This window comes from Domibacillus robiginosus (genome assembly GCF_000966195.1).
Lineage (GTDB): Bacteria > Bacillota > Bacilli > Bacillales > Domibacillaceae > Domibacillus > Domibacillus robiginosus.
In genome coordinates, this window is sequence record NZ_LAHL01000041.1 from 22,015 (window position 1) to 48,063 (window position 26,049).

Annotated in this window: 31 protein-coding genes, 1 pseudogene and 1 riboswitch; of the genes and pseudogenes, 9 read left to right on the forward strand and 23 right to left on the reverse strand. The window is 38.8% G+C overall.

The window, feature by feature from the left end:
• Positions 1 to 101 precede the first annotated feature (101 nt).
• From VP97_RS17725 to VP97_RS24780, 8 genes and pseudogenes are all read right to left on the reverse strand, one after another.
• Positions 102 to 1,409 (reverse strand): D-alanyl-D-alanine carboxypeptidase family protein, encoded by a 1,308-nt coding sequence (locus VP97_RS17725; RefSeq protein WP_082220431.1) that lies wholly within the window; start codon positions 1,407 to 1,409, stop codon positions 102 to 104.
• A 409-nt stretch (positions 1,410 to 1,818) separates the two neighbouring features.
• Positions 1,819 to 2,067, reverse strand: coding sequence for an HPr family phosphocarrier protein (locus VP97_RS17730; protein WP_050183410.1), 249 nt, complete (start codon positions 2,065 to 2,067; stop codon positions 1,819 to 1,821).
• A 409-nt stretch (positions 2,068 to 2,476) separates the two neighbouring features.
• A complete protein-coding gene (locus VP97_RS17735; RefSeq protein WP_050183411.1) occupies positions 2,477 to 2,704 on the reverse strand; it encodes a hypothetical protein in 228 nt (75 codons plus the stop codon).
• 34 nt (positions 2,705 to 2,738) lie between these two features.
• The gene (locus tag VP97_RS17740; RefSeq protein WP_050183412.1) at positions 2,739 to 3,170 is read right to left on the reverse strand and encodes a spore coat protein; all 432 of its coding nucleotides are present in this window, start codon (positions 3,168 to 3,170) and stop codon (positions 2,739 to 2,741) included.
• Positions 3,171 to 3,203: 33 nt separating this feature from the next.
• Positions 3,204 to 3,671, reverse strand: a complete 468-nt coding sequence (locus VP97_RS17745) for a spore coat protein (protein WP_050183413.1) — start codon at positions 3,669 to 3,671, stop codon at positions 3,204 to 3,206.
• Between the two features lie 226 nt (positions 3,672 to 3,897).
• Positions 3,898 to 4,038, reverse strand: a complete 141-nt coding sequence (locus VP97_RS23990; protein ID WP_156153546.1) for a hypothetical protein — start codon at positions 4,036 to 4,038, stop codon at positions 3,898 to 3,900.
• Between the two features lie 218 nt (positions 4,039 to 4,256).
• On the reverse strand, positions 4,257 to 4,526 hold the full coding sequence (rpsN, locus tag VP97_RS17750; protein WP_050183414.1) for a 30S ribosomal protein S14: 270 nt from the start codon (positions 4,524 to 4,526) through the stop codon (positions 4,257 to 4,259).
• A 211-nt stretch (positions 4,527 to 4,737) separates the two neighbouring features.
• Positions 4,738 to 4,812: pseudogene (locus tag VP97_RS24780) on the reverse strand (GTP-binding protein); the annotation flags it as partial.
• Positions 4,813 to 5,208: 396 nt separating this feature from the next.
• Between VP97_RS24780 and VP97_RS17755 the strand changes: the two are divergent.
• Entirely contained in the window at positions 5,209 to 6,861 is a 1,653-nt protein-coding gene (locus tag VP97_RS17755) for an alkaline phosphatase (protein ID WP_050183415.1), read from the forward strand.
• 203 nt (positions 6,862 to 7,064) lie between these two features.
• Here VP97_RS17755 and VP97_RS17765 read toward each other — a convergent pair whose 3' ends face one another.
• The 3 genes from VP97_RS17765 to VP97_RS17775 all read right to left on the reverse strand — a co-directional run bounded on the left by VP97_RS17765 (position 7,065) and on the right by VP97_RS17775 (position 10,385).
• On the reverse strand, positions 7,065 to 7,718 hold the full coding sequence (locus VP97_RS17765) for a GTPase domain-containing protein (protein WP_050183417.1): 654 nt from the start codon (positions 7,716 to 7,718) through the stop codon (positions 7,065 to 7,067).
• Between the two features lie 6 nt (positions 7,719 to 7,724).
• Positions 7,725 to 8,753, reverse strand: a complete 1,029-nt coding sequence (locus VP97_RS17770) for a GTPase (RefSeq protein WP_050183418.1) — start codon at positions 8,751 to 8,753, stop codon at positions 7,725 to 7,727.
• Positions 8,754 to 9,017: 264 nt separating this feature from the next.
• Positions 9,018 to 10,385: an NCS2 family permease gene (locus VP97_RS17775; RefSeq protein WP_156153547.1), complete on the reverse strand. Its 1,368-nt coding sequence runs from the start codon at positions 10,383 to 10,385 to the stop codon at positions 9,018 to 9,020.
• A 346-nt stretch (positions 10,386 to 10,731) separates the two neighbouring features.
• Here VP97_RS17775 and VP97_RS24955 point away from each other — a divergent pair, with 346 nt between their 5' ends.
• Together VP97_RS24955 and VP97_RS23430 are read left to right on the forward strand one after the other, a co-directional pair.
• Positions 10,732 to 10,872 carry a DUF3953 domain-containing protein gene (locus tag VP97_RS24955; RefSeq protein ID WP_082220424.1) on the forward strand — a complete coding sequence of 47 codons (141 nt, stop codon included), beginning with the start codon at positions 10,732 to 10,734 and terminating at the stop codon, positions 10,870 to 10,872.
• A 246-nt stretch (positions 10,873 to 11,118) separates the two neighbouring features.
• Positions 11,119 to 11,235 carry a YjcZ family sporulation protein gene (locus tag VP97_RS23430; RefSeq protein WP_082220425.1) on the forward strand — a complete coding sequence of 39 codons (117 nt, stop codon included), beginning with the start codon at positions 11,119 to 11,121 and terminating at the stop codon, positions 11,233 to 11,235.
• Positions 11,236 to 11,420: 185 nt separating this feature from the next.
• Here VP97_RS23430 and VP97_RS17780 read toward each other — a convergent pair whose 3' ends face one another.
• The 3 genes from VP97_RS17780 to VP97_RS17790 all read right to left on the reverse strand — a co-directional run bounded on the left by VP97_RS17780 (position 11,421) and on the right by VP97_RS17790 (position 13,076).
• A complete protein-coding gene (locus VP97_RS17780; protein WP_156153548.1) occupies positions 11,421 to 11,789 on the reverse strand; it encodes a hypothetical protein in 369 nt (122 codons plus the stop codon).
• 316 nt (positions 11,790 to 12,105) lie between these two features.
• On the reverse strand, positions 12,106 to 12,384 hold the full coding sequence (locus VP97_RS17785) for a helix-turn-helix domain-containing protein (protein WP_050183420.1): 279 nt from the start codon (positions 12,382 to 12,384) through the stop codon (positions 12,106 to 12,108).
• Positions 12,385 to 12,549: 165 nt separating this feature from the next.
• A riboswitch (cyclic di-GMP riboswitch) is annotated at positions 12,550 to 12,634 on the reverse strand.
• Positions 12,635 to 12,848: 214 nt separating this feature from the next.
• A complete protein-coding gene (locus VP97_RS17790) occupies positions 12,849 to 13,076 on the reverse strand; it encodes a hypothetical protein (protein ID WP_050183421.1) in 228 nt (75 codons plus the stop codon).
• Between the two features lie 1,913 nt (positions 13,077 to 14,989).
• Between VP97_RS17790 and VP97_RS23435 the strand changes: the two genes are divergently transcribed.
• The gene (locus tag VP97_RS23435) at positions 14,990 to 15,157 is read left to right on the forward strand and encodes an aspartyl-phosphate phosphatase Spo0E family protein (RefSeq protein WP_082220426.1); all 168 of its coding nucleotides are present in this window, start codon (positions 14,990 to 14,992) and stop codon (positions 15,155 to 15,157) included.
• Positions 15,158 to 15,596: 439 nt separating this feature from the next.
• Here the strand turns inward: VP97_RS23435 and VP97_RS17795 are convergent, their stop codons facing one another.
• Positions 15,597 to 16,157, reverse strand: coding sequence for a DUF2238 domain-containing protein (locus VP97_RS17795; RefSeq protein ID WP_050183422.1), 561 nt, complete (start codon positions 16,155 to 16,157; stop codon positions 15,597 to 15,599).
• A gap of 767 nt (positions 16,158 to 16,924) precedes the next feature.
• The gene (locus VP97_RS17800; RefSeq protein ID WP_050183423.1) at positions 16,925 to 17,110 is read right to left on the reverse strand and encodes a hypothetical protein; all 186 of its coding nucleotides are present in this window, start codon (positions 17,108 to 17,110) and stop codon (positions 16,925 to 16,927) included.
• Positions 17,111 to 17,274: 164 nt separating this feature from the next.
• Here VP97_RS17800 and VP97_RS17805 point away from each other — a divergent pair, with 164 nt between their 5' ends.
• From VP97_RS17805 to VP97_RS17825, 5 genes are all read left to right on the forward strand, one after another.
• Positions 17,275 to 17,538, forward strand: a complete 264-nt coding sequence (locus VP97_RS17805) for a hypothetical protein (protein ID WP_050183424.1) — start codon at positions 17,275 to 17,277, stop codon at positions 17,536 to 17,538.
• A 209-nt stretch (positions 17,539 to 17,747) separates the two neighbouring features.
• A complete protein-coding gene (locus tag VP97_RS17810; protein ID WP_050183425.1) occupies positions 17,748 to 17,990 on the forward strand; it encodes a DUF3935 domain-containing protein in 243 nt (80 codons plus the stop codon).
• Positions 17,991 to 18,103: 113 nt separating this feature from the next.
• Positions 18,104 to 18,283 (forward strand): hypothetical protein, encoded by a 180-nt coding sequence (locus VP97_RS17815; protein WP_050183426.1) that lies wholly within the window; start codon positions 18,104 to 18,106, stop codon positions 18,281 to 18,283.
• Positions 18,284 to 18,580: 297 nt separating this feature from the next.
• Entirely contained in the window at positions 18,581 to 18,775 is a 195-nt protein-coding gene (locus VP97_RS17820) for a hypothetical protein (RefSeq protein ID WP_050183427.1), read from the forward strand.
• Positions 18,776 to 19,312: 537 nt separating this feature from the next.
• Complete coding sequence (locus VP97_RS17825; protein WP_245629928.1) at positions 19,313 to 19,603, forward strand: hypothetical protein; 291 nt, start codon at positions 19,313 to 19,315, stop codon at positions 19,601 to 19,603.
• Positions 19,604 to 19,973: 370 nt separating this feature from the next.
• Here VP97_RS17825 and VP97_RS17830 read toward each other — a convergent pair whose 3' ends face one another.
• The 7 genes from VP97_RS17830 to rhaS all read right to left on the reverse strand — a co-directional run bounded on the left by VP97_RS17830 (position 19,974) and on the right by rhaS (position 26,035).
• Positions 19,974 to 20,783: a hypothetical protein gene (locus VP97_RS17830; protein ID WP_050183429.1), complete on the reverse strand. Its 810-nt coding sequence runs from the start codon at positions 20,781 to 20,783 to the stop codon at positions 19,974 to 19,976.
• A 69-nt stretch (positions 20,784 to 20,852) separates the two neighbouring features.
• A complete protein-coding gene (locus VP97_RS17835; protein ID WP_245629929.1) occupies positions 20,853 to 21,518 on the reverse strand; it encodes a Holliday junction resolvase RecU in 666 nt (221 codons plus the stop codon).
• The gene (locus tag VP97_RS17840; RefSeq protein ID WP_050183430.1) at positions 21,506 to 21,688 is read right to left on the reverse strand and encodes a hypothetical protein; all 183 of its coding nucleotides are present in this window, start codon (positions 21,686 to 21,688) and stop codon (positions 21,506 to 21,508) included. The genes VP97_RS17835 and VP97_RS17840 overlap by 13 nt, the downstream gene beginning before the upstream one ends.
• Before the next feature lie 386 nt (positions 21,689 to 22,074).
• A complete protein-coding gene (locus VP97_RS17845) occupies positions 22,075 to 22,386 on the reverse strand; it encodes a hypothetical protein (RefSeq protein WP_050183431.1) in 312 nt (103 codons plus the stop codon).
• A gap of 768 nt (positions 22,387 to 23,154) precedes the next feature.
• Positions 23,155 to 23,631, reverse strand: a complete 477-nt coding sequence (locus VP97_RS17850) for a hypothetical protein (protein WP_050183432.1) — start codon at positions 23,629 to 23,631, stop codon at positions 23,155 to 23,157.
• Positions 23,632 to 24,093: 462 nt separating this feature from the next.
• A complete protein-coding gene (locus VP97_RS17855) occupies positions 24,094 to 24,750 on the reverse strand; it encodes an HAD family hydrolase (RefSeq protein ID WP_050183433.1) in 657 nt (218 codons plus the stop codon).
• 223 nt (positions 24,751 to 24,973) lie between these two features.
• A complete protein-coding gene (gene rhaS, locus VP97_RS17860) occupies positions 24,974 to 26,035 on the reverse strand; it encodes a rhamnose ABC transporter substrate-binding protein (RefSeq protein WP_050183434.1) in 1,062 nt (353 codons plus the stop codon).
• Between the last annotated feature and the right edge of the window lie 14 nt (positions 26,036 to 26,049).

Genomic DNA, 26,049 nt, shown 5'->3' on the forward strand with positions numbered 1-26,049 from the left:
TTTTACATACTATATCATCTCTACTTTAATGTGAAAACCATAATTTTCAAAAAACCTGTTCTCTTACTCAAAAGTGCATCTGTGAAACAATATGCAATCTATTATTCTTTTTCACCAGAAAAAATGGCAGCTGAAACATTGCCAATAGAGCGGAACATTAAACGAAGCCATCCTGCTTTTTCAACTTCTTCGGTCGTAACTAGATTTACCGTTTGTTCCTGCGCCCCTTCCACTCCATCAATGTGATATGTGTATGTGACGGTACCAGCTTTTATACCTTCTTTTACAGGAGCTGTAAGTTCATCATTTGTAAAATCCGTTTTGGCGTCAAGTTTTGGAGATGCTATTCCTTTTGGTACGAGAAAAGCAACCGTTTGCTCCGGCACAACCGCAACCTCAGTTGCTTTCCCCTTTAAGACGGGCGCTTTTTCTTCTTTTGATGGACTTCCCGCTGTAACTACTTGTCGGATTTCAAAGTGATCAAAACCATAATCCAGCACTTTCTTCGTTTCAGTAAAGCGGCTACCCATCGTTTCTGCGCCCATGACGACACTAATCAAACGCATTCCATCGCGTTCAGCTGTACCGGCAAAGCAGTACCCTGCGTTGGTCGTATAGCCTGTTTTTAACCCATCCAGCCCTTCATAAGCATATTTTTTTAGCTCCGGGTGACTTTTATTGGCTTCAAGCATCCAATCGGAATTTACAAGAGGTTCTGGATCCTCATCACGGAATTGGTATGTTTGAAGAGAAGTGAAATCGGAAAACTCTGGCTGATCCTGAATGATGTGCTGAACAAGCCTTGCCACGTCCATTGCCGACATTTTTGTTTCTTTATTATGGGTTGGACGGAATGCTGCCGGCATATCTAACCGGTCTAATCCTGTGGCATTGATGTATTCGGTTTTAGTCATTTCCATCCGCTGAGCTTCCTCATTCATCAGCTTAACAAATGCTGCCTCTGAACCAGCCACGTGTTCTGCAAGCGCTACGGCTGCATCGTTGGCTGAATGAAGAGCCATGGCTGTATATAGCTCTTTTACGGTGTACTGCTCTCCTGCTGTGAGATATACAGTAGCGCCAATCGTCTTGTCTGCATTTTCCTTCACTGTGACAGAATCATTCCAGGAGATCTCCCCTTTTTTCACCCTGTCCATCACAATATATTCTGTCATCATTTTGGTCATACTGGCCGGTGCGTAAGCTGTATCGGCGTTCACGGATAAAAGGACTTTTCCAGTCGTCGGCTCCATCAGTACTGCTGATTTAAGATGTAGATTAAGAGAATCAACTGATGGAATACGTTTATTTTCTATAGAGGTATTTTCTGTTTCTTTTGCTTCTTGTGATGCCGCAGCTGTTGGAAAACCATTAAGGTGAGAAAATGGTGTTACTGGCAGGATCAGCATACTTGCAATTATCGTACGGATTGCTATTTTTTTCAGTCTTGCTTTTTCACTTTTTGTCACGTATGTAGTGGTGTAACCATATTTCTTCAAAACATCAACCTTCTTTCTTTATATAGACGATCTATTAGTTAACTCGCTTTCAAGCATCCTTTAGTATTTTAAAATAGGAATGAAAAATAGAAAAGAAGTAAGTAACTTCATTTTTGTCATTTTTTCATATAGTTTCTTTGGTGTAAAAATTCTTATTTGTTGAATTTTACACATAGTGTATTAAAAAATATATACATGCTCCTACTCATATGAAAATCCGCTCATTAATGCTTGTTTGAGCCATTGTCTATTTTTTATTTTTATCAAAAATAAAAAATGCAGCCCTGAATGAAGGTCTGCACTTTCAGCAAATGCTTTATTAAACAACTTCAACCGGCAGGCTGTGTTTCCAAAATACACTGGACATTGCCACTTTTGCTTCGTCCTCATCCGGTCCGTGAATCTCCAGCTTGAAGGATTTTGAATTTAAAATGCTGTATGTCAGCCCTAAAATGCTTTTGGCATCGATCGTTTGATTGTCTGTAATAATCACAATACTTGATTTGAATCGGCTGGCCGTTTGATTAATTTCTACCACTACTTGTGCTCTTGATTTATCTAGTAACATCTTCATCATCCTTTTGAAAAAGTATAGTTTATTTCGGCAATATCTTTGTAGCTCTTGACCCAATAGCGAAAAATCAAAGGAAGCCATAAATTTTAAATTGGTTCATGTTAGTATAACATGCTTTGTTTTTTAGCGTCTGACGATTTGCACATAAATGGGTGACAATATAATGAATTTTGAGCTATTCTCCGGCCTATGTATTCCACTTATAACTGCGTGAAACAGGTACTACTATTTAAGTTACGAGGGCTAATTAAATATCCCGCCTATAAAAATAGACGGGTGCTTTAAAGCAGCAGCGGGCGTTCATTGTTTATATTCATTCAAATTCCTTTTCTAGTAAAGAGAATTAAAGAAACTTAGCTAAATTTTTTATAACTCCATGCAGCCGTAATGAATCCATTACAAATTATTCGAATAATTTGTCCAGCATATCTTTTAAAGACGTATTCGTTGAATCAGGTGCTGGAGTATGTTGTTTTTTCAGCTCTTCCAGCGCCTTAGCCTGGTTTTTCTTAAAATCTTCTTTTAGCTTAGCATTACTACGCTTCTGACGAGAATCTTTTACTAGCTTTTGGAGAGATTTCTCGTTCATTTTACGCAATTGTTCAACCAGGTCTTTACCTGTATTATCCATACATTTCTCTCCTCTTTTTAAACTGATCTATCTTTTAAAGAACATCAAGCTTAACGACAATGGCAACCAGGATTTGAAGCAATGCTTGAATATTCAAAGCCAAATCAGTATCTGTTGTTGTTACTTTTACGTGCTTAGATCCTTCCACAACTGTTTTTTGCGTATTTTTTTGCTTTGTCTTCATAAATTGTTTAAGGTCTTGAAGCACTGACTTGCTTTGATCGGAATCGCCAATTGTGATACTGAGAACCACTGCAATGGCTGCCTGGATGCCAAGCTGCAGAGAAACCGCTGCTTGCGTATCTGTTGTTCTCACATCTACGTCTTCTGAATCCTTTACAATAATCCATTCAAACGATTTCTGCTCGGTTGAAACAAATTGGTCTGCTTCCTGTGAAATATCATCATCGTTTCGGCCGTTATTGTTATCACAATGGTCTAGTGCTCTCCACTTTTTCTCACTCATATGATTCACCTCTTTCATTTTTAATAAAACGGATTACAACACGTCTAATTTAATCACTAAAGCAACCAGCACTTGCAGAAGCGCTTGAATGTTTACTGAGAGATCTGTATCAGTTGTTGTGATCTTAACATCTTTAGAGTTTTCAACAAAGATTTTCTGTTTGTTTGTCTGCTCCGCATCAAACTGCTGGAAAAGCTCCTGTGCTACCGACTGACCCTCATCTGAATCGCCAATCGTAATGCTGATAACCAGCGCAATTGCTAGCTGCAAGCCTACTTGAAGAGAAACGGCAGCCTGCGTATCTGTTGACTGAACATCAACATTACAAGAATCTTTAATCCATACTAGTTCATCCGATTCTTGTTCGATAATCGATTTTTGAACGCCATCCTGTGCTACCTCTTCATCATTATTCCGGTTGTTGTCTTCGCGCTCCCTGTCTTCACGGTGCTTGCGCTTGCGCTTTTTGTTCTCGCTTTCTTCTTCGTAACTTCTTGACATAACTTTACCCCTCCTTTTTCATGGTATACCATACTGTATGAGGTAAGTGTTCCTTCTGTAGCGGCATATGTAACTAGTTTAAAAAATAAAAAATCACCTTTTTACAGGCGATTTTAAACCAAACTATTTAATTTTAAAAAACAATGATCGAAAACAAGGGAATTCTTTCAATAGATGTGTTTTCATTTCATCAATCATTTTATTACACTCAAAATGAGCTGATCCCTTAAATAACAAATAGGTAAAGAGCAGTCCTTTTCGCTTTAACTTCTTTTTGTTTCCTTGTTAAAGGAGTGTAGTTCAGCCAATTCGCCCTTTTTAATATAGCATGCAGCTCATCATCCAGCTCTTCTTCAATTTCCCTCATCCTCTGAATGACTTCTGGATAAGAACAGCCTAAATGCGCAGCAGCTTGTTTGTGTGGAGTATGCTCTATCAAAAGCTATAAAAATGCTCCGATGTTTTTGCCTGCCGGGCAAGCATATCCTCGATCTTTACTACATATTCGTATAACTTCCTTTTTTATTCCGGCAGGGATTGAACGAGTCTATTTAGCAGCACGCCAGCAGTGCTTCATTCATTGGCTTACCAGCTTGCCTTTTTTACACCGGGAACCTGGCCTTTATGAGCATATTCCCGAAAAGCGATACGTGACATTTTAAACTTCCGCAGATACCCCCTTGGACGCCCTGTTATCTCACATCTACTTTTCAATCTTGTGGGAGACGAATCCCTCGGCAATTTACGAAGTGCCTCATAGTCCCCTTTTTCTTTTAACTCCCAGCGCAGTTCCGCATATCTCGCGACCATTACCTGTCTTTTTTTCTCTTTTACCACTTTTGATTTTTTCGCCATTTCTTAACACTCCATTCATTTTTCGTAATGATTACGTTTTATATTCTACATTCTTGCTCTATATCTCCAGCTTGCGTAAGACTTTTGCTATATTTAATAGACAGTAAAAGCTGAAATTGGGTGAAAAAATTGAGTCCAATCCAATGATTCCTCTTCTGTGGAGAGCAAGCAAAAATCCAGAAAAGCCCTTACTTCATATTCATTCCGATAGCAAGATATAGTTCAACAGCGTTGTTTTATCTGACCCTAAATAGCCACTTAAAACAGTAACAGGTACTTTCTCCATTTTGATTCTCTTTTTAAATCGTAATGATTACGATTTTTATCATACATCATTCCTTTCTTACAATCAACTCTCAGAAAGCATTTGAAAATAATGGTCTTATTTATTTAGCAGTCACTTCAATTATTTTATGTAACGTTACATCTTTTGACGTATAAAAGTGCATATTAACAGAATAAATGTATGTCCTTCTTCCTCTTTATCACTTTTTAATTTCTAATATTTTACTCAAAACAAACCAAGTAGTTTGTTTCAAGTTCCTTATTTCTTACTTTTCATGCATTCTGCAAAACTTTAAACAGCTTCACAATACTTAAACATGATCTTTACGTTGTTGTTTTATTTTCTTAATAAATCTACTTTATTCTTAGCTTTATTAAGTTATTCGGAGGGATTACGTTGAAAAAGTTAAACAAAAAAGCTGCAGGAATTACATTGGCAGGAGCTGTCGCTCTTTCTTCGCTTGGATTTTCTGCTGCTAAAGAAGACGCGCAGGCGAAAAACCCGAAAAAAGAGCCAGTTAATGTCATTATGATGGTCATGGATGGGACAAGTGCCAGCACAACTACTCTTTCAAGGTGGTATAAAGGTGAAAACTTGGCTATGGATCAAATGATGTCAGGAGGCGTTCGTACATACTCAGCTGAATCTGCTATTACAGACTCGGCGCCCGCAGCCACTGCACTTGCGACAGGCCATAAATCAAATGATAAATATGTTGGCATCCTGCCCTCCGTCGTAAAATCGCCTGGATTGGAGTCTGTTAAACCGGAAGATGCTCAAAAGCCTGTGGCCAATGTTTTAGAAGGCGCTAAGCTGCAAGGAAAAGCAACAGGTATCATTTCCACTTCTGAAATTCAGCACGCCACACCAGCAGGTTTTTCTGCTCATGCTGCACATCGGAGCAACTATGGTGACATTGCTGAACAGCAGGTGTATCAGGGCATTGATGTTGTACTGGGTGGAGGAAAAGAGTCTCTTGCTCCAGGAACAACGAAAAACGCGCGAACTGACGGCGAAAACCTTTTAGATGTTTTAGAGCAGAAAAAATATGACTTCGTCGAAAATCGTGATGAACTTTTGGCTTCCGATTATAACAAAATTTGGGGAAGCTTTGCGCCAAGTGCTCTTGCTTACGACTTTGACCGCGGAACCACTCAGCCAAGCCAGCCGACGCTAGCGGAAATGACAGGAAAAGCGATTAATACGTTAAACAAAGACAAGGATGGATTCTTTCTGTTTGTAGAAGGAAGCAAGATTGACTGGGCAGCTCATGCCAACGACCCAATCGGAATGATCAGCGATACGCTTGCTTTTGACGATGCTGTAAAAGAAGCGGTTGAGTTTGCAAAAAAAGATGGAAACACAATGGTTATCGCTCTTACTGACCACGGTAACAGCGGTATCTCAATCGGGAATACAAATACAAATTCCTCTTATCCTTCAACACCGGTCTCTACATACATTGACCCGTTGAAAAAAGCAAAGATGACCGTTGAAGGTGCTCTCAGCCAGCTGAAAGAAGATAAATCGAATTTGAAGGAAGTAGCCACTCTTTACGGCCTTGAAGACCTGACAGATGAAGAACTAAAAACCCTTACTGCTTCCAAAAACATTGGTTCCGATATGTCAAAAATGCTGGCTAAACGCGCAAATCTCGGCTTTACAACTGGCGGCCATACCGGTGAAGATGTTTTCTTGTACTCGTACGGCCCATCAAGACCAACTGGATTAGTTGAAAACACAGATATTGCGAAAAAAATGGCAGAAGTGATGAACTTCGATCTTGGGAAGGTATCTGATAAACTGTACACAAATGCCGAAGAAGCTTTAGCGAAGAAAGGTTATACAGCCCGCATTGATCTAACAGATTCAAACAACCCTGTTTTGGTGGCGGTAAAAGGGAATAAAACGGTCGAATTTCCGGTTAACAAAAATATTGTAATCCAAAAAGCAGGTAAGTCGACTAAAGAAAATGAAGTGAACGCTGTTACTGTATACAATGGAAAAGACTTTTATATTTCTGAGCAAGCGCTCAAATTAGTAAAATAACCAGTTTCATACAGTGATTTAAAAAAGCCGGGTATATGCCCGGCTTTTTTGTTTTCCACAAGCGAAAACAGGTAAAAAACAAAGTATTGTCTGCAAATGCTTTTTATTGATTTCTCTCTGGTGATGCAGCCAGTGTTTCTTCAATTCTTTTTTATCTTTTTTAATAAAAAATAGAAACACTTCAAAAAATGGAACAGATAGGATCATTTTATATTTAAACAAGCCTGAAGCTCAGCAATCCCTTCTCCGAAACGATTGCTTACAAAAAAGAAAGGGAGGTTGTGTTTTTCCGTTTTAAATTTGATGCTGTACTCGTGTTCGAGGCTTTTTCTATCTTCCTCGGTTAGATCTTCAGCGTAGCCTCTTACTAGCACAACAGTGGACGTACGCCTGGTTTTATTCATAACCAGCCGAAGCATTTCCTCATCACTTTGATGAACTTTTCCTTTTATCACAAACAAAACGGTATCGAAACAATGGAAAGGAAAATATTCATGGTAGCTTTTCAAAGGATGTGCTTTCGTATCATAACCAGGTGTGTCGATAAAGTATATTCTATCGTATTGATGACACAATATAGGCTTTGAACTGCTGCTCCAATCTGTTGTATCGGTTCCCTGGCCAATAGTTGGTTTCGGCTCGCACTTTCCGTTCGTCAGTTTTAAAAGAAGAGATGACTTCCCCGCACCCGGCTGGCCAATTAATGCAATTTTCCTGCCCTCTGCTTTCTTCAGCAGTGTCTCCAGCTGCGAAAAGTTTTCTTCCAGCCTGCTTTTTCTTCGGTGAGGCGCCGATTTATAAAAAGAAAAGTCATAATTCGTATCCTTTTTTGTTCGCTTAAATGGATTGCTCACCATAAGCGGTTAATGCAGCTCCCTCTTTAAAACCTCAGTCGCCAACTCATGGCAGTCATCCAGGTAATGAATGCCCGCTTTATACGTCATTGCGTATCCGGCTGACGCTGCGATAACCTGGCCGACGATCGGAACATATTTAGATGAATTTTTAAGTGCTGACCTTGTCGCAAAGCGTTTTAATAGCAGAGACAGTCCTTCTTTTGTCGCGTAATCGAGCACTTTTTTAGCCACCGGGAGCAGTGCGCTTTCTAATAAAGCAAGCTTGGCATCGTTTAGTCCATATGCTTTATTAATTTGAGAGAACAGCTTTAACATGACAGAAAGGTCAACGCTAATATCGACTCCCGGGACCGGGTTAATTCCATTTGCTGCTGCAATCGCCGCATATTTTGCAACAAGCTTTTTGCATTCTTCTCTTTTTTGCTCAAGATGCTCCATTGTATACGCTTTCGCATAGCGGATATATTTTTCTTTCTTCGCCGGCTCAAGTGATTCCTGGATCGCATTCTGTAAAAGATCAAAGCCAGAAGAAGTTCGGCAGCTCGTAAAATATACATTTTGTTTTGAACCAACCTGCTTTTCTACATCACCAATAATATTCTGCTGCAATTCTTCAAGTGTTTTTCCATCTTCCCATAGCTGGTCACTCATATTGCGGACAAATAAACACACTTTGCCGCTTTCCTTCAGCTCTTTAAAAAATTGCGTATCTGCCTCATGGAATTTTCCAGAGAACACACATAAAAATAAATCAAATTCTTTCGGATTAAACTGGCTCATCCATTCATTAGGGGGAAATTTGCTTGTTCCATACCCTGGCAGGTCCACCAGCAGTAGGCCTTCATACGGAATAAAATCAGCTTCAACCGTTATATCGGTTGACGCACCCGTTTCGGCTACCCGTTCACCGACTAGCTTATTGATAATCGAGGATTTCCCGGCACCCGGCTGGCCAAACAGGGCAATTTTTAATGGTTCGCTGTTTTCTTCCTCTATTTGCTTTTTTATTTTTTCAATATCATCGTAAATTGACATGTCTTTCACCTCATATGTATCGTTAAGCAATATTCTACCATACCATTCTTAAATGATGATAAAAAAGTAAAGAACAGGCTCTCTTCATCTTCAGACACATCGGTTTTTTGAATGCCAAAAAAAGCTTTATGTCAGAAACCACTCACTTTTTCTTATTTAGAAAAAGCCATGCTTCTAGACATAAAGCTTTAGTATACATATTTACTTGTAGACGCAACCTATCTTTTATTTTTCCACTCTATTCAATTCTGCTTGTTTACTTTATTAATGGCTGATCAGCACAAAATTAATGATAAAAGCAGCACTGACAATATACATCATCCAATGAACTTCTTTCGCCCGACCTGTCACAAGTTTTAATACTGTATAAGAAACAAAGCCGAATGCCAGTCCTTCTGCGATGCTGTATGTTAAAGGCATTAAAATCATTGTCAAGAAAGCCGGTACAAATTCCGTGAAGTCATCAAAGTTTATTTTTTTAATTTCACTCAGCATCATCGAACCGATTATAATCAACACAGACGCTGTGGCTGCATTCGGAATAAAGTGAATGAGAGGAGCCAAAAATAGTGTAAGGCCGAATAAAACAGCTGCTGTTACGGCCTTTAGTCCTGTTCTCCCGCCTTCTACAATTCCAGTGGCATTTTCAACATACGTATTTAACGCAGTGCTTCCAAACACGGCACTTGCCATCGTACCAATAGAATCTGCCGTTAAAGCACGGTTGATTCCTGCTATTTTCCCGTTTTCATCCGCTAATCCAGCTTTTTTCGATAAACCAATCAAAGTCGCCAATGTGTCAAACAGCTCTACAATCGTAAATGAAAAAACAACCGAAAAAAGGCCATATGCAATTGCTCCTTTTAAATCCAGCTGCATAAATGTATCCGAAATACTAGGCGGTGTCAGGGAAAAGACATGACCCAGTTTTTGAGGCACTTCTTGAGCTCCAACAAGCATGGCTAAAACAGTGGTGGCTAAAATACTGATAATCAATGCTCCTTTTATCCGCTTTGCCATTAAAACAGCACATAAAACAAGCCCAAACAAAGCTAGCAGCGGGCCCGGCTGGGAAAGATCCCCAAGAGAAACAAAAGTGGATTCGTCCGCAACCACTAATCCAGCATTTTTAAATCCAACAAATGCAATAAACAACCCAATTCCGGTTGTAATAGAAGCTTTTAACACTTCGGGTATGGCATCGATTATTTTTTCACGGATGCCTGTAACCGTCAGTAGAAAGAAAACAATGCCCGAAATAAAAACAGCACCCAGTGCTGTTTGCCAGGTGAGACCTTGCCCTAAAACAACCGAATAAGTAAAAAATGCATTCAGCCCCATCCCCGGCCCCAGCACAATAGGAAAATTCGCCCATAGACCCATAAGGAGTGTAGCAAACATAACGGCATATATGGTAGCACCCAGTGCAGCTTCTACCGGCATGCCTGCATCCCCTAAAATAATTGGATTGATTAAGATAATATAGCTGACCGTCATAAATGTCGTAACGCCAGCTAAAACTTCTGTTTTTACATTTGTATTGCGCTCAGACAGCTTAAAAAACTTATCCAAAAATAAATATAGGGAATGAGCAAACATATTTTTTTGTTTTTTTGAATGTATGTTACTCATATTTGTCAGCTCCTTCGTCGTTAGTAAAAAAAATAAGCTGCCAAAAAATATGCCGACTAAGCATATCTTCTGCAGCTTGGAAATGCCGGTTTAACATTGTTCAATTCAATATGGGTCATTATACGGTTATAAGTCTACTTTAACAAGGGTAAATCACCACTTTATATAATTAAAAAAACAGCCGGCTTTCAGGTTTTATTCTTTTTTTACATACATTTGTGTTCATAACCTTAGAATTAGGAGATCATTACATTATTACAGTCATGCAGAATTATTTGTGGCCTAATTGCTGCTGCTTTATCTGTCTATGGTTTAATAACGGAAAAGTTATTTACGATAGCCAGCTATGCTCAATTTTTTAGCCATTATGTTTGTAAGTATGGGCATATCTGAAATAGAGGAGAAAAGAAGACCATCAGCTTTTTTTATGTTCCTCGTATTAAGTCCTGGTATTATTGCATGTATTTTTAGCCGAAAGATGAGATAAGGATCATGTGACTTAACCCGGTCATTACTCGATTTTCTATTTTGTATAGGTTTTATTTAAACGGTCATACTAGTACTGTTAAACCCAACTCCTACAACTCGTCACCATTTCTGCAGCCAGGTCCCGCCTGGCTGTTTTTTTAAACAATTTTATTGTTAGCTTCCTCATTATTTTTATTTTTACATGGTCATTTATACAGTCCTCGCTTGAACCTCTTCATACTATGTAAAGGTGGAGGTGATCATCGTGGGCTGTGAAAACACTGGCGGAAACGGATACGGATCTGGCTTCGCATTAATTGTTGTTTTGTTTATTCTTTTAATTATCATTGGTGCCTCTTATGTAGGAGGCGGATACTGCTAAGTGTTCAATATTGATCATTAAACCTTTTAAGCTTTCTTCTTTAGCCTTTATTTGCTGTAACGTTGACTGTGTTGAGTAAGTATGGGGCACGGGTTCGCATTTATGCCGTTAAAATATGGTTTTGGTGTGACTTTTCCAGGTCAACTGTCGTTCCCAGTCTTCCCATTTTCTCAAGTCAATTTTGTTTACACCCCGCCTAAAATAAACTGCACCCCCATTGTTAGACACAAATAACGACTGGAGGTGCAGTTTAAAACCGGGGCTTTTTTTATGCAGCCTTGCTTTAGAATTTGATTGTCGGATGCTATATCCATATTCGACTTCGATAATTGTTCTTGCTTCTTCTGCTGACGCAAGGAACGTGAACACGCCGGTATATTCCTTATTATTGTTTGCTCCCTTGAGGCATCAAAGCCAATCTCTTTTGCAGCTAATTCAGCCACTTTCCGCATTTTAAATGCAGCTGTAACAATACGGAAAATACGCGGCGCTCCAACAAGCGATTTTTCTTCAAGCAGGTGATCGATCCTGGCCAGGGGCACACCCCGTCTCAAGTGATAGCCCGATTCAAAGCCTGGTATTTCAGCGTATTAAATAGCTGCAAAAAACGGACATTTTCCATAAGCAGCTATAGCCCATTGCACTTGGCCCATTAGATCATAAGACTTCATTGTTTGAGAAGCATCCTTTGTTGCGTTTTCTCGCTGCTGCGCAATTAAGCAGGTATCCCGCGTTCCTTTTTCATCTTCCAGGTTAAATAAAAGACTATCCCCGCTGTCAGAGTGTATTGCCCCAAAAAGAGCACCTGGGTGGATGCTCTTATTTAAATTATTTCGTTTTGATTACTATATCAAGAAGAAACAAGCCTTTCTATTCTTTCTCTACAATTACTAGCTGCATATCCATTGCATCTAATATATTTATGATTGTTTTTAAAGTCGGATTTACTCTCATGGTTTCCAGTCTGGCAATAGCAGCTTGATCTGCTCCTATGATTTTCGCAAGACCCCCTTGAGTAAGTTTCCTTTTCTTTCTTTCGCAAACCAGGTGTTGAATAAAGGCTTTTTCTTCTTCTGAGAATTTCTGTCTTGGGGCGGGTTTGCTGGTTTTTACCAATAGCTGTTCCGTTCTTTCCGCTCTTATTCCCATTAGTTTATGCTTTCTCCAAGATTTCTAAATTTGATAAAACAAATTCTAGCGCTGTTCATCAATGTAAAAAATTTGATTCTACCCCTCTTGAAAGGTTTCCAAATTACTACTACGATACATAGCGGCATAAGATGTCCTCCCTTTTAAAATGATAAACAAATCGGATTCGACAACTGGCTGGCATAGTTTGGTTACGTTAGCCCCTATAGCTTTGCGTCACTACTTTTTAATAGTTTTGCCTTTTCGTACAATAGTTGGTTATACATTTATTATCGTCCTATATACCTAATTTTTTTACGCTTATTTACACTTTTTATGATTTTCTATAAAAAACCTGAAGGCGACATTACACCTGAATATAAAAACGACACCTTGCTCTCCATGTTCTGGTTGTCTTTATCACAACCTTCGAAATGGTTTTTTAAGCAAAGAAAAAGCACCTCGCAGGATGCTTTTTTCAACTATCACATGTCTGCCGGTTCAGCTTTAGTACTGGCCGGCTTTACAATTGAAATTTTCGTAACTAAATTCAAGTTAATCGCCTGGTGGTTCTCGTCCATAATCCATTTTTCTTCATGGTCGGTAAACATTTTCAAAACTACTTCTTCCTTACCGGGCGGGCCTTTGACTTCGATAATCTCACTATTGTCTTTATCGAACTGTAATTTGACTTTATAAATGATTTTATCCATTACGTGCTCCCCCTTTTCCTTACATTTCGTCAAAAAGGGATGATTCCCTTTTTTCTTGGCTGCCCTCTCTGTTCAAGTGAATCAAAAAGAGTGTCCAGCATGGAAATACAGCAATAGATTGATTGAAAAATATTCGTGAGCACCCCAATATGAGAAGCGGCATTTTGACAGCTGTGACAATGCCCAGTTCAAAAAATCCATTAACAATAGTACCTCAATGAGTGCGAATCATTTCGAAGCATGAAGCGAAATTTCAAGGTGCTTAAATGCTGGCTTTGTCCGTTTCATCATAATTTATTTCCCTTTATTTGCAAGGAACTGCTGAAATAACCCAAAAAGGGCACTGAATCAATATCACGGATGTATTGATTCAGTGCCCTTGAGATCCCCCTAAGCTTAATTTTTAGAAGGAATATTAATTATTTTGTTTTCCGGCAATGCTTACATCCATTGTTATTGCATGGTGTACAGTATTTCATAGGTTTACCTCCTTTGAACAAACTGTTTATTTAGCTTTTCATATCGTTTTTTTCTTTAAAGAATTATTTTATTTGCTCATTTGACTAGGTTAAAATACAACTGCTTCTCTAGTTATTATATACTATCCCTAAACAATTTTCGACAATATTCAACAAAAAAATTAATTAAACGTTTTGATCAATTATCAATTACAACTTATAATGCCATCTACTTATACCAATGGATATGAGTGGCTCTGATAATTGTAAAATCATTCCTATCATTACTGAAAACAAAAAATATAGACCTGAGTGGATATGAAGTTATATACTTTCAGCGGTCACGATGTGGTCAAAAATAAAATAGCCCCAGCTTATGCTAGGGCTTTTTTATTACCGTATACACTTCTTGGATTTGAAAGAGCTGCGGGAATTGATGTCTGAACGTCAAGCGGCACTGAAGCAAGATGAGGAATAAAAAAGAAGCCCCGGACGCAGATGCAGCAGCGGATCCAGTGCTTCTTTTATAATGATTATTTTTATAAGGCATTGTCCCACTAAAGCCTCCGTTACTTTAAGTACATTATTTCACAAACTTTTTATGGTAGAGAACCTTCAAATCGAATCCACGCTATTTTGCCCTTGTCTAGCAACCATAAAAAAACCCATTTTTCATTCATTTTGTTACATTAAATATAATATAAGTATCCAATATGTTGCATTAGTTCAGTGTATTTCTTAAATTTATATATAAAAAAAGCCACGGAGAAAGATCCATGGCAAAACAAAAATGTGTATACATTAAATACTACTATATAAAACAAAATTCTACAAATTTCGATATACTACCACCAACCCAACGCGACAGTATAAAAACATAATTTCATTATGTTGTATTGTATCTTTTCAATGAGTTTAGTTTTCGTTTACTGTATACTTGTTTAGAGGGGAAATAGTCCTAATTACCATTTTTAAAAGGCGGTTAAAAGTATGTTTGTTATAATTGCAGCTTTAGTTATACCGTGATTTATTGCTATTTTGCATCTCAATTCAAAAAATAAAAAGCTCATTCCTTTGATCGCCCCAATGGCTTCAGCCGTTGCATTCTTGATAAACGAGTTATGGTTTCATTTCAATTTTGGAGAAGTTTATCCTTTTCCTGATCAGAAAACGCTTTCGGCTCTCCCGTTTAACATAGGACTTTATCCTGTTGTAAGTTGCTATCTGATTTTCTTTATAAGAAGAAACGAACGTCCCTGCTCCCTCCTTTTGTTATTGAACGAACAAGTCTCTGTTCCTCATTAGGTCAAAATAAAACATTTTATAATGTTTTAAAGAGCTAGGGAGCTTCCCGGTCTTTTTATTGGTATAAATTACTAAGCGAACATATATATTCTTTTTGTATAAAACATTCTATAATTTAACTAGTTTTACATTTTATACAGGAGAAGTTTTATGGAAAACGACCAACCAACTTTTGAAAAGTTATCGTTTAAAATTGAAAGGATTCGACACTTAATGATTATTGCTGCTTCAGTCTATGGTTTGGAAAGCAAAGAAGTGTTGGTTTATAGCCAGGAATTAGATGAATTAATTATCCAATTCCAGCTTCAAGATAAATAATAAATTTTTAAAGATTTTTCGCTTTTTGTATAAAATTTTCTTTAAAAGTCAATCATGATACTGTCAGTTTCCAACCCAACTCCTATAAAGGTAATCATTTCTACAGTCAGGCTCCCTCGTCTGGCTGCTTTTTTATTGCAACACATCTAAATTTGCACTTTTAAACTATTAAAGGATAATAAACGGTGTCAAGCTATCCACCCCCTATGGTTTAAGCTTGATTACCCAAGAGTATTGCTTCTGGGTTTTTATTGAATTCTCCACCGCTTCTTCGCTTCCTGAAGCCATCCAATCGCCAAGTTAGGATAACGCTTATCATTATCTGTAGATTAAAGTAAGTTCGCCATTACCTTTAGTTATCCTTTCGCTTGCTCTGCTGAGTAGCTTTTAATATCCATAATGTCACATTCGTATTCTTGCAAAACAAAACTTATTTGTTTCAGCTGGACTTTTTTCTAAGCCCTGCATATCTAGCTACGATTAGTGCTCCCGTTAAACCAGCCATCATATCTTTCATCGTATCCTTATTGCTTTCTCCTTGCAAAAAACCTATAACAGTCCCGGCAAACTCAGCGCTTTCCCACAGAACACTAATCGTTACTGAAAATGATAAAGCAAACAAAAAGATCATCCATCGTGAAACTCCTCTTTGTAACCTCTTTGGCAGAAGAAAATTGTAAATCGCTGTGCCAATGAAGCCTGAAAAGGAACCTCCAAAGAAATGAAGCATTGTATCCCACCATAAAAAGCGATCATAAAATTTTAAGACGGCTCCCAAAAAAAGCGTAATAAATAAGAAAAGGTAGTAGCTGATAATCAAAGGCAGGTTAAAAGGATGCTTTTTTAAAAATAAAAGGAAAATAGGCAGCGCACTGCAAGAAACCATACCAAGTCCGGCCGGCCAGGTAGAGAAATTTCCATTTAACATGTCTCGGATTACCACTACTGTTACTAGGACAGCAAATGTGATACTTAGGAACAAAATAACTTTCTTTTTCAAGCCATCACCATCTAAAAAGTTTTTCTTAGTATGTCCTATAAAGGTCGTCTCAACTCGATAATTGGAGCAGCTGCCCCTTTATTCAACTTTTAGGCATCCTAAAGTAATAATTTTTTAAATAATTCCTTTGAAATAGCTCATCATATTACAGTCAGCTTAAACCCACAATCATAGATGAAACACTTTCTATGGCAGCCTAGCGTAAGCTTAGCTGCATTTTTATACAAAACCTCATCGTTTTTTACTTCTTACTGTCACCCGATCGGCAGCCAAGTTTCCTTCTCATACTGTTGTTACTTAATTAATGGCCTTATAAATAATCCAATTACTATGGCGGTTACGATTGACGCTGACATACCTATGGGGTTAATATCCGTCTTTGCGTATTCGGCTACTGCGAGAAAAGCAACAACTGCAAATACGAAGGACCAGTGTATCACTTTCAAAATTGTTCCTCCGATGCTTCACGTTTAGTTTTTCCTTGTATAACTGTGTTTGTTCTATTTATCCCCAAAGGTATGTACTCCCATTCAGCATGTCATGCCATCTTGTTTCACAAGTCAATATTGAGCTTTGTAATTATCTATTTATGTTTAATAGCTAACTTGCTTATAAGGTATGAACATTAATTTTCTTATAAAAAAGTTAGTTAAGACCCCTCTGACTGCTTTTTTATGCAAATCCCCATCGCTTCTTCGCTATTTCCAAATGTTCCGGCGTCAGATTCTGGTACCGGGCAAGGACGTATTCATCTTTGATACCTTTTTCTATAAACCGAATGTGTATTGTGCCTTGCTTAATCCTTCATTTGAATTAACGGTGCGTTTCAGCCGTCCTTGCTTCTTCTGTTTTCTTAAATAAGGAAAGCAGTTCGATTTAAACTTTTCTACACAATAGGCTTGTACTTCTTTCAATATCCATTGCTGTTCAATTATCACTCCACGGTATGCCATTAATTTTTCACTCCAACCCTCTAACTTAATTCTTTTCAATTGGTCGTTTTATTTCACTTAACTTTTCAAAATGGAGAAGCTGCTTCGATTTACTTTGCTCCTGTAATAATTTAATCGACTAAACAATAGGATTAGGTTATTACAACAACTTGGAGGTGCATCAAATGCTTAATGAAAAATTCGAATTAGAAGCTCTTTACGATGTAAGAGAAAAACTACATGAACTTCAAGAATGGTCCGTTGTTCAAACAAACGACAATCAAGAGCTTTACGATATAATTGATGGGCTATGCCGAGTTGCAAACATGTATAATGATGTTATAATCCAAGCTGTCAGGGATAAAGAGATTTTCACAGCAAACCCACAAGACTACATTGAGAGCAAGCTGGGAGCGTCTTACGGCGCCTATAAATACAGAGAGGACTAAGCAAGAGCCCTTTTACTAAGGGCTTTTCGCTTTTCAACATCCTTTTTATTAAATAGTTTCGGTCAACTGCTGCACCATTACTGCTCCATGGTATGTCATTTTTATTTTCCTCCCTTCAATTCTTTAAACTACCTTTCACAAAGGCGAACACACTTCTAAAAGGTTATTTATGTTATAATTGTAATTATTTATAAAGGCGGTTAATCATTGTGAATAAAAAGTTTCGCATTTCTATATTCATTGGTGGTTTTTTTCTTTTTTATCTTCTTTTTATAATCGTCGGTGGACTTGCAGAATTAATCGATTTGAACTCGCTTCGCTTTGTTATTGATCATAATGACGGAATTGCCGTTTTTACTAGCCCGCTTCCATTTTTAATTATTTATATTGTCATGTATCAGTTGTTTAAATGGATACACACTGACTCCCCAAAAAAAATAAGTAAAGGATAACTCTTTTACTGTTAAGAAGGGCACAAGCTCCTCCTTGATTAAGCAGTTTTATCCTGCTTAGTTCGCTGTCTTCCCCTCTAATTATTGGTAAAATTGTATGAGGAGGGATACAAATGAGAATACTTTTTTATTTAATAGTAGGGGCCATCCCTGGCTTCATATTCGGTGGTCCACTTGGTGTGTTAATTGGGTTGATTGGCGGATTACTCTTATACGTAATTGACCAGTTAAACGCACTTAATGAAAAACTTGATTTGTTGCGAAAGGACATAGAGAAGACTGAAAAACAATAATTTTCTCGCCTCAACAGTATCGGTCAACTGTTAAGGAAGGATCACGCCTCCTTCGCTTTAACTGACCTTCTTTACCCATCTTTCAAAGCCCTGGTTAATATGCTGCTTTTTGATTACGAAACGCTCTCCTACTTGCACAGCTGCCACCTTTTCTATGAAATTTTGTCTCTATTGAATAAGTGTTTATTTCTACTAGAAAGGGTATATATAGCCTTAGATTCTAATTATTTGATCCTTTACACGAATTTTTCTCAATCCCTTTCAAGGCAAAGAGAAATTTTGGTGGGAGGTGATGAAATGAGAAGAATTCAGGGAATATCAAAGTTGACTTCCTATCTGAAAGCAGTAAACTATCCACTTACCGAGAAGGAAATTCATGATCTAATTGAAAATAAGAAGCTTCCACACAAAAAACTAGTAAATAACATCATCATTTTTGATTTAGATCAAATTGATTGGTGGATAAATCACAATCGAACAAAAGAGTTATGATGAGCCTCGCTTTTTATAGCGGGGCTCCACTATTTTCTAAGCAGTAGTCTTTATGGATTAACTGCTGATAAAGGATTACATTTTCACCATTTGTTCATGGCTGAATAAGCTAAAATTGAAAGACCTTTCTCTTACCTTGTAATCAGAAGGCAGTTCGTTTTCGAGCAATTATCCCTGCCCCGGATAGTTGCTCTTTTTTGAATTAGTTAGTTTGACGTCACTGTTAGCTTAAAGGATTATATTTGCACAGTTTGAGTCGTTGCTGAATACAATGAAATAGATAGAACTTCTCCTATTCCATGACTTAAAAGGCAGTGGTTATTTAAGAGCAACTATTCCTGACCAGAATAGTTGTTTTTTTTTTGCTTAATAGCTTGGATGTACTGTTGAGTAACTTTTCTTATTGTTACTTATATATTAGTGAGATAAAATTAGAAAAAAGTTACAGTAGCGAAAAATGGAACGAGGAGAAAGTTTGAAACAAATATTTGTTAACTCACTATTAGTGTTTTTTTAGTCTCTCTAGCTGGTTGTTCAGTGTTTGAAGCAAAGCAGGATAGTTCTGAGAAGTCAATTTTAATGGTAGCTTACAATAGCTTAACGAAAGCGGAAGAGTCTTTAATTCCTGTAAGCCCAAAAGATTCACGAGTAGAGAAGGTAGTTGTCAATGATGAGATTACGTCCTTGATTGATAAAAACTACAACAAAGATAAAGTATATAAAATCACATTTAATCAAACAGCGACTGAAACACAAGAGAATCTGATTGTATTCGTAGGTGTCGACAAAAAAACAGTGGTTGGAAAAGGGTTTATGAAAGTTAAGTAATATAATGTTGTTTTTAGTAAAGACCGGGTGATCAACAGTATCGGTCTACTGCCTAAGCAGGCATAAGTACTGCTTTCCTATACGGACGTAACTGTTGAGCTATTTTAGTAATATTATTTTCGAAAATGGTTATCATAATAAACAAACGTCCTAGGAGTGGTTCCTATTTGGAATACAATTATATTCCTTGTTTTTTTTGCTGGAGCTGGTATCGCAATAACTTGGCTTTTTTATCAAGGCTTCAGCTCTAACAGCAAGCTCAACAGACCTGAACCAGAAGATGAGAGCAATCAATCAAGAGAATCGGAAAAGCAATAATGCTTACTATTGCTTTGGTCAATTGCTGAGGAGGAAGCACCCCTCCCCCGGTTTAGCGGGCCTTCTTAACCCATTTTTCAAAACCGTGGCCAATGTGCTCCTCTTTGATAACAAAACGTTCTCCGACTTCAAAACGATCATCTCTATACCAATAAAACGGAATCGATACCTCTACATAATCGCCGATTTCTAGTGCTTCTTGTGTTGTTTCTGCAGCGTCCCAGAAAGGAACAACGCCTTCATGCTTGCAGTATGCTTTATAGCCTTCTCTCAGGCTTTCCGTTAGCTTGCTTTTCACTGACCACTGCTCCTGCTGTGTATGATGGTACCAAACCGTAAATGGCCACGCAGCTTCAATCGCTGTCACTTCCCCGTAACAGCCCCAGCAAAGCTTTTGCTCGTCCTTGCCCAGTCCCTTCTCGTCATTAAAATGAGCATTTACGTCATACTCACGCTCTCCACAACGCTCACACATCACATTTTCAGCTAATTGTTCTTTCATATAACTCATAATCCATTTATGCGACTGCTGACGTTCGAAAAGGGTTTTCCCAGCATCTGCAGCACTTTTGTATTCGACCACATAAAAATCGGATAGGTCTGGCTGGCGGGCTGCCACATTCAAGTCATACTCTGTAAGCAGCATATTGACTGGTGTTCCATTTGTGATTGAGTTCTGCATGAGCTCTTTTGTAAGCTTGTTACAAACTTGGTGGAAATCCTGCAGCTGCTCCATCTCACCGTTCATCGTGGCGGCATAGCTGACAAACCGACTGACCGCCGCAAAGTAGAACCAAAATTCTGTTGTTCTTTGATCGTGCGGAGCATTAATTTGGACGCTTGGCGGGATGATTCCGGACACTTTTCTGCAACTTGCCCCCAGTACGGGCGATCTTCCCAGCACCAACCGCCTGAAAAGGTCACATGCTCTTTATTGAACAGGGATGGTGAGACCTCCACTTTTAACGCTGTATTCATCGTTTTTTCCTCCTGTCTGGCAGTGGGCCAGGTAGTCTAATGCAACGCCGCGTGTCGGCATGATCCGTGGGCAATGTTTATCGATGTCTTCCAGAGGAATGTGCTTTGGTCCACCGTTTTTCGATGCAAACCAGTATTTGTTGAAAAAGTCGATCGGCACAAAATACGTTTTGTACAGGGAAGCGAATTCCACAATCAGAAAGGCGATCCCGTTATGTTCCTGGCCAAAATTTTTCAAGAAGCTGACCTGGTGCGCATGCACATTACTGAGCGGAAAATACTTCTCTTCCAGCGTGCTTTTTGCATCAAAGGCAAGGGCTCGTCCATTCGCGCAGCCGTAATAATCAACGGTGCTTTTTTTGATGTATTTTATTGTTTTGTCTCTGCCTTCCTTTGTTGGTGTAGGCACTTCCTGGACGGATGCTAAACCAGCAAGATCGTATATTTCGTTTGTTTTATTGATAATGTTCTGCAGCTGCATGCCCCGGTTGGCATGGCTGACCTTTGGGCGTGTCGTTCTCGGCTTATATGATCGTTTTGCCACTGATTCGTCCTTCCCCCGCGTCCTGGCTTCCCAGTACGTCGAATATGTTAATTTGGATTTTTTCAAATTCGGCATCTTCGGCAGCCTGCTTCTTTTTGCTGAGCTTTTCGAGCATCGGCTTGTAGGTACGATAGTGATCCTTCTGACAGCTTTTCTGGCCGGTGCTGTCCCACTACCATCTTTACGTATTGCTTAACGTTTTTCGATTTTGCCGGATCATGGATCACACCGGTCCTTTCCTGCACGTGGAAGCCCCTTAGCATGGTTTCCCGTATACAAGAAATTCAATCACCCAGCAAATCCTTCTTTTCCGCCCCACCATGCATTTCATTTTAATACCTAACTTTTTTTGTATAAAATACCGTAAGCCTTTACGTATAACACATTTGAACCAAGATAAACTACTCAAAAAAGGAGTGGTTATTCTGGAAGAAATAACAGTAATTCTTTCTGCTGAACTGGGTCGTTTAATAGACGATTATTATAAGTGCCCTCATGCTCATCTTAGAGAACAAATTCAAAGTGACATCCAACTTTTGAATGAAGCACTTATGCAATGTGAAGAACCGATGTAGAAATATATCGGTTTTTACTTTTTTTGAATTTTACACAATGTTAACTACGTTTAAAATCAGCCATACCATTTATCAATGTCATATTCCCCTGCTGTAAATTGCCACTGTTCTCCGTTAAGAAATCGAACAGCAACAGCAGTTTGCTGCAAATTAGCTTTGACCTCAACAATACTTCCAAGCCCATACTGGTCACGCTCGTTACCTTTTAGCGAACTCAAATGTTTGTTATGAGCCAAAATGAATATTTTGCGTTCGACTTCACTTAAATTTTCATAGCCTTCAACTGGTTTCATACCTCTTTTTTCCTTTCTAAGATTATTCGCCTTCCGTTTTGTTCCTCCAGATCCTCTGCACCATTGCCACTGCACTTATTCACACCTGTTTATCCTTTAGATTATCCACATATCGGCTGAACATTCGATGCCCTTTCAAGCTTTGTGCTGTCACAACGCCTGCGAACTGAACAAGTATTTCTTCTGGATCCTCTAAAGGTTATGTTTATACAGCAAAAAGCCGTACCAGTATGACAACTGATACGGCTTCTTTTGATTAAAAGGTATTGTTTTTCTTTTATTTATTGGAATTTCCAAACACACAACTTTCTGGTTCAACTGATATTCCCAACCGTACCTATTTACTATTTTCTTAACGATAAATATGCCCTGGCTCCTCACCTTTCCCTGTTGTACTTTTTAGTTAAGAAACCACTTTTAAAAATATGTTCTTTTTTATGATTTTGAGCCGACAGCTTTTTGGCTTGCAAAAGTGCGGATAACCTTGGATTACTCATGCTTAATGGTATGGATTCAATCAAATAAACTTCCTTGGAAAGAGTGGTTAAGTACTCGAGTGCTTTATCATACATTTCCAGCTGAAGCAGTATATACAGAGATCAGCGCCATTGTATCATTATACTTAATGAAAACTTACCTGGAGAAAAGCAATGGGGGAAATGGGTGTATAAAGTTTGCCCTTTTCAAGGCATTCGGACAAGTTAACTGAACTGCCCTTCACTTTTATGAGGAAGGTTTATTTTAAAGTTTAATGGGATTGTAAAAGCAAAAAAGACCTTATGGTACTTTCGATAAAAGTATCTGTGCAAGGTCTTTTTTGATGGCCGCAGGCATATCCTTGGCTCAATGATCGTTTTCCTGCTCAAGCCGGCCGTCTTGCTGCCCCGCTAATTCCATTTCATGATAAAGCGAGAGTTCAGAAAGATCAGTGTGTTTGTCAGGGTCGACTTTGTTGGTCAGGTAACTTTCATAACGTGCGTCCATCATACCGATGAATCCTTCCGGTTTGTCTAAAACAGTCTGCCCAGTTAATTCATAAGCAGGCAGCGCAGTTTGAACAAAACGTAATTTTTCGTGATGGGTAAAGTTGTCCCAATCCGTCACGGAAAACGAGTGAAGAGTTTCTTTGCTGATGGCCTGTTCACCCCCAAAACCGGGCTCCTCCCCACCTGTATTTTGGGAAGCAACAAGGGATTCTATATTCCCAAACAAACTGGAATCAGCCCCTTTTTCCCATATAGCGGATAAGCTTAACCCTGCACCAACACCTAGTAATACCATAAAAACCGGCGCAAGCAGTAACATAAGTACGTATTTCATGATAGGCACCTCCTTTTTTACGTAGTGTGCCAGGTGTCCCAATGTAAATAGTTATCGAGGATTTTTGCTTTGTTGCTTTCTCGTAAAACAAAGGCGTCGTTCCCCGTAACTCCTATCTTTTCTACAAAAACGGAAATTTATACAAAAAACGTGAAATATATTCACTTTTTCGACAGTCTCGTTAACAGAGAGCCCTTAAGAGAGCCCTGGATAAAAAACATGCTGTGCGAAAAATATGATCCGTAACATTAAAATCTCAACCCCCTTGGATGGGGTTTTATATTACACTTAAAAAGAACGTATATTTCGAGTAAAGTGAGTCTTAAGTGAACCTCTCCAACGAATTGCAAGGTAATTTGAAGAAGTTTTCTGGCCTCTAATGCAATACATACTCGTAAACAAAAAAGCTTTATGGCAGCTCCTGCTGCCATAAAGCTTTTACAAAAACGGAGATCTTTTGTTTTATAGACGCAGGAAACGAATGAGTTCATCAAGAGGCATTTCTTCCATCGAAGTGAGGCGATGGTCCACTTCACAAAAAGACAAGCCGCTTGTTACCTGGTTTGGTACAATGACACAGCGCATACCTGCTCTTTTAGCAGCCAGTGCACCATTAGCAGAATCTTCAAATACAAGACACTCTTCCGGCTTTAGCCCAAGACATTCTGCTGTTTGTACATACAGAGCCGGATCTGGTTTTACTTTTTCCACATCGTCCGCTGTTCGAATACATTCAAAATGTTCAAGAAGGCCCAAGTTTCCTAAGTGGGTAGAGATCCATTTAAAATCAGAGCTCGAAGCAAGGCCGATCTTTAAGCCAAGCGCTTTAGCAGAAGCCAAATAAGCTTCCACTCCTGGCCGTGCTTTCTCAGAAGCAATTCTCTGATCAAACCGTTCTATTCTAAGTTTTCTTAGTGCTTCATGATCAAGCTGTTTGTTAACCTGCTCTTCCATGAAAACGAAAGGATCAAAATCAGATTTTGTTCCTACTAATTCAGCCCATTTACCAAGCGGCAGGTCACATTGATGCTCTTGAAAAATTTCCTGAAGCACCTCATATTCATGAAGCTCTGTATCCAAAATCAGCCCGTCAAAATCAAAAATAACGCCTTTAATCATTTTCTTCATCCTTTCTTTGAATCTCTTTAGTCGGTAATTAAAGTAAAAGCCATATAACCGTTCACATACTGCAGTTCTTCTGTCTTCTGCGTATTTGTATATACTTTCTGCTTTACCTTTAGCAATTATAATCTAAACAGCTGATTAAATGCTTACCTTAACTATTCCTCCCTCATTTTCCTCAACTAAAAAACCAGACTCAAAAGGAGTCTGGTCCCATTTTTTAATAAACATCTTTCCATTCACCAATGTTTTCTTTATCAAACTTGAATGGTTCACCCAGCATAACCTGTGTTCCATCTCCATCCTCTACCACTGCTTTTTCACCGAGACGTCCAGCTTCAAATGTATCGCCTGCTTTCCCTTCCATGTCGCCTTCTACAAGTGCTGCCGCTGTAAAGCCCGAGGAATAGCCGACATCAATTGGGTTCCACAAATACATCCAAGGTGAAACTCCACTTTCGATATAACTAGCCATTTCACTTGGCAGTCCAAGGCCGGTAAGTGCAATTTTCCCGCCAAGTCCTTTGTCCGTTAACACTTTCCCTGCAGCTGCGATGCCAACTGTTGTCGGTGCGATAATCGCTTTTAAATCCGGATATGTTTTTAAAAGTGCTTCTGTTTCCGATACGCTTTTGTCACGCAGATCATCACCGTATGCTACTTTGACAAGCTCAATGTCTTTGTATTCTGGTTTTTCAAGTTCTTTTTGCATGTATTCAATCCAAAGGTTCTGGTTGGTCGCCTGTGATGTTGCACTCAACACTGCAATTTGGCCTTTGCCGCCGATCATTTCAGAAACCGCTTCTATTTGAATACGGCCGATCGCTTCTGGGTCCGCCTGGTTGACGTGTGTAACACGGCTGTCCGTATTTACCGCTGAATCTACTGAAATCACTTCGATTCCGGCGTCCATTGCTTTTGTCAGGGCCGGCTGAAGCGCATCCGGATCATTTCCTGAAATCACAATAGAGTCAACCTGCTGTGTAATTAGCTGCTCAATAATTTGAATCTGCCCCTCTGCCGTTGGCTGATCAGGTGCACGAAGAATTGCCTCTCCGCCAATTTCATTGATCGCTTCTTCAAATCCTTCCATCATTTTTTCCCCATATGGATTCCCCGTGTTTTTAAAAATAAATGCATATTTTTTAGGGCCGTCATTTTTACTCGTTGAATCACCGTCAGCACCGTTTGATGCATTGCCGCCTGGGCTGCCCTGGCTGCATGCCGATAAAATCGAGAATACGAGTACCAATGATAAGACCAATGTCCAATATTTTTTCATAACCTGCTCCCCCT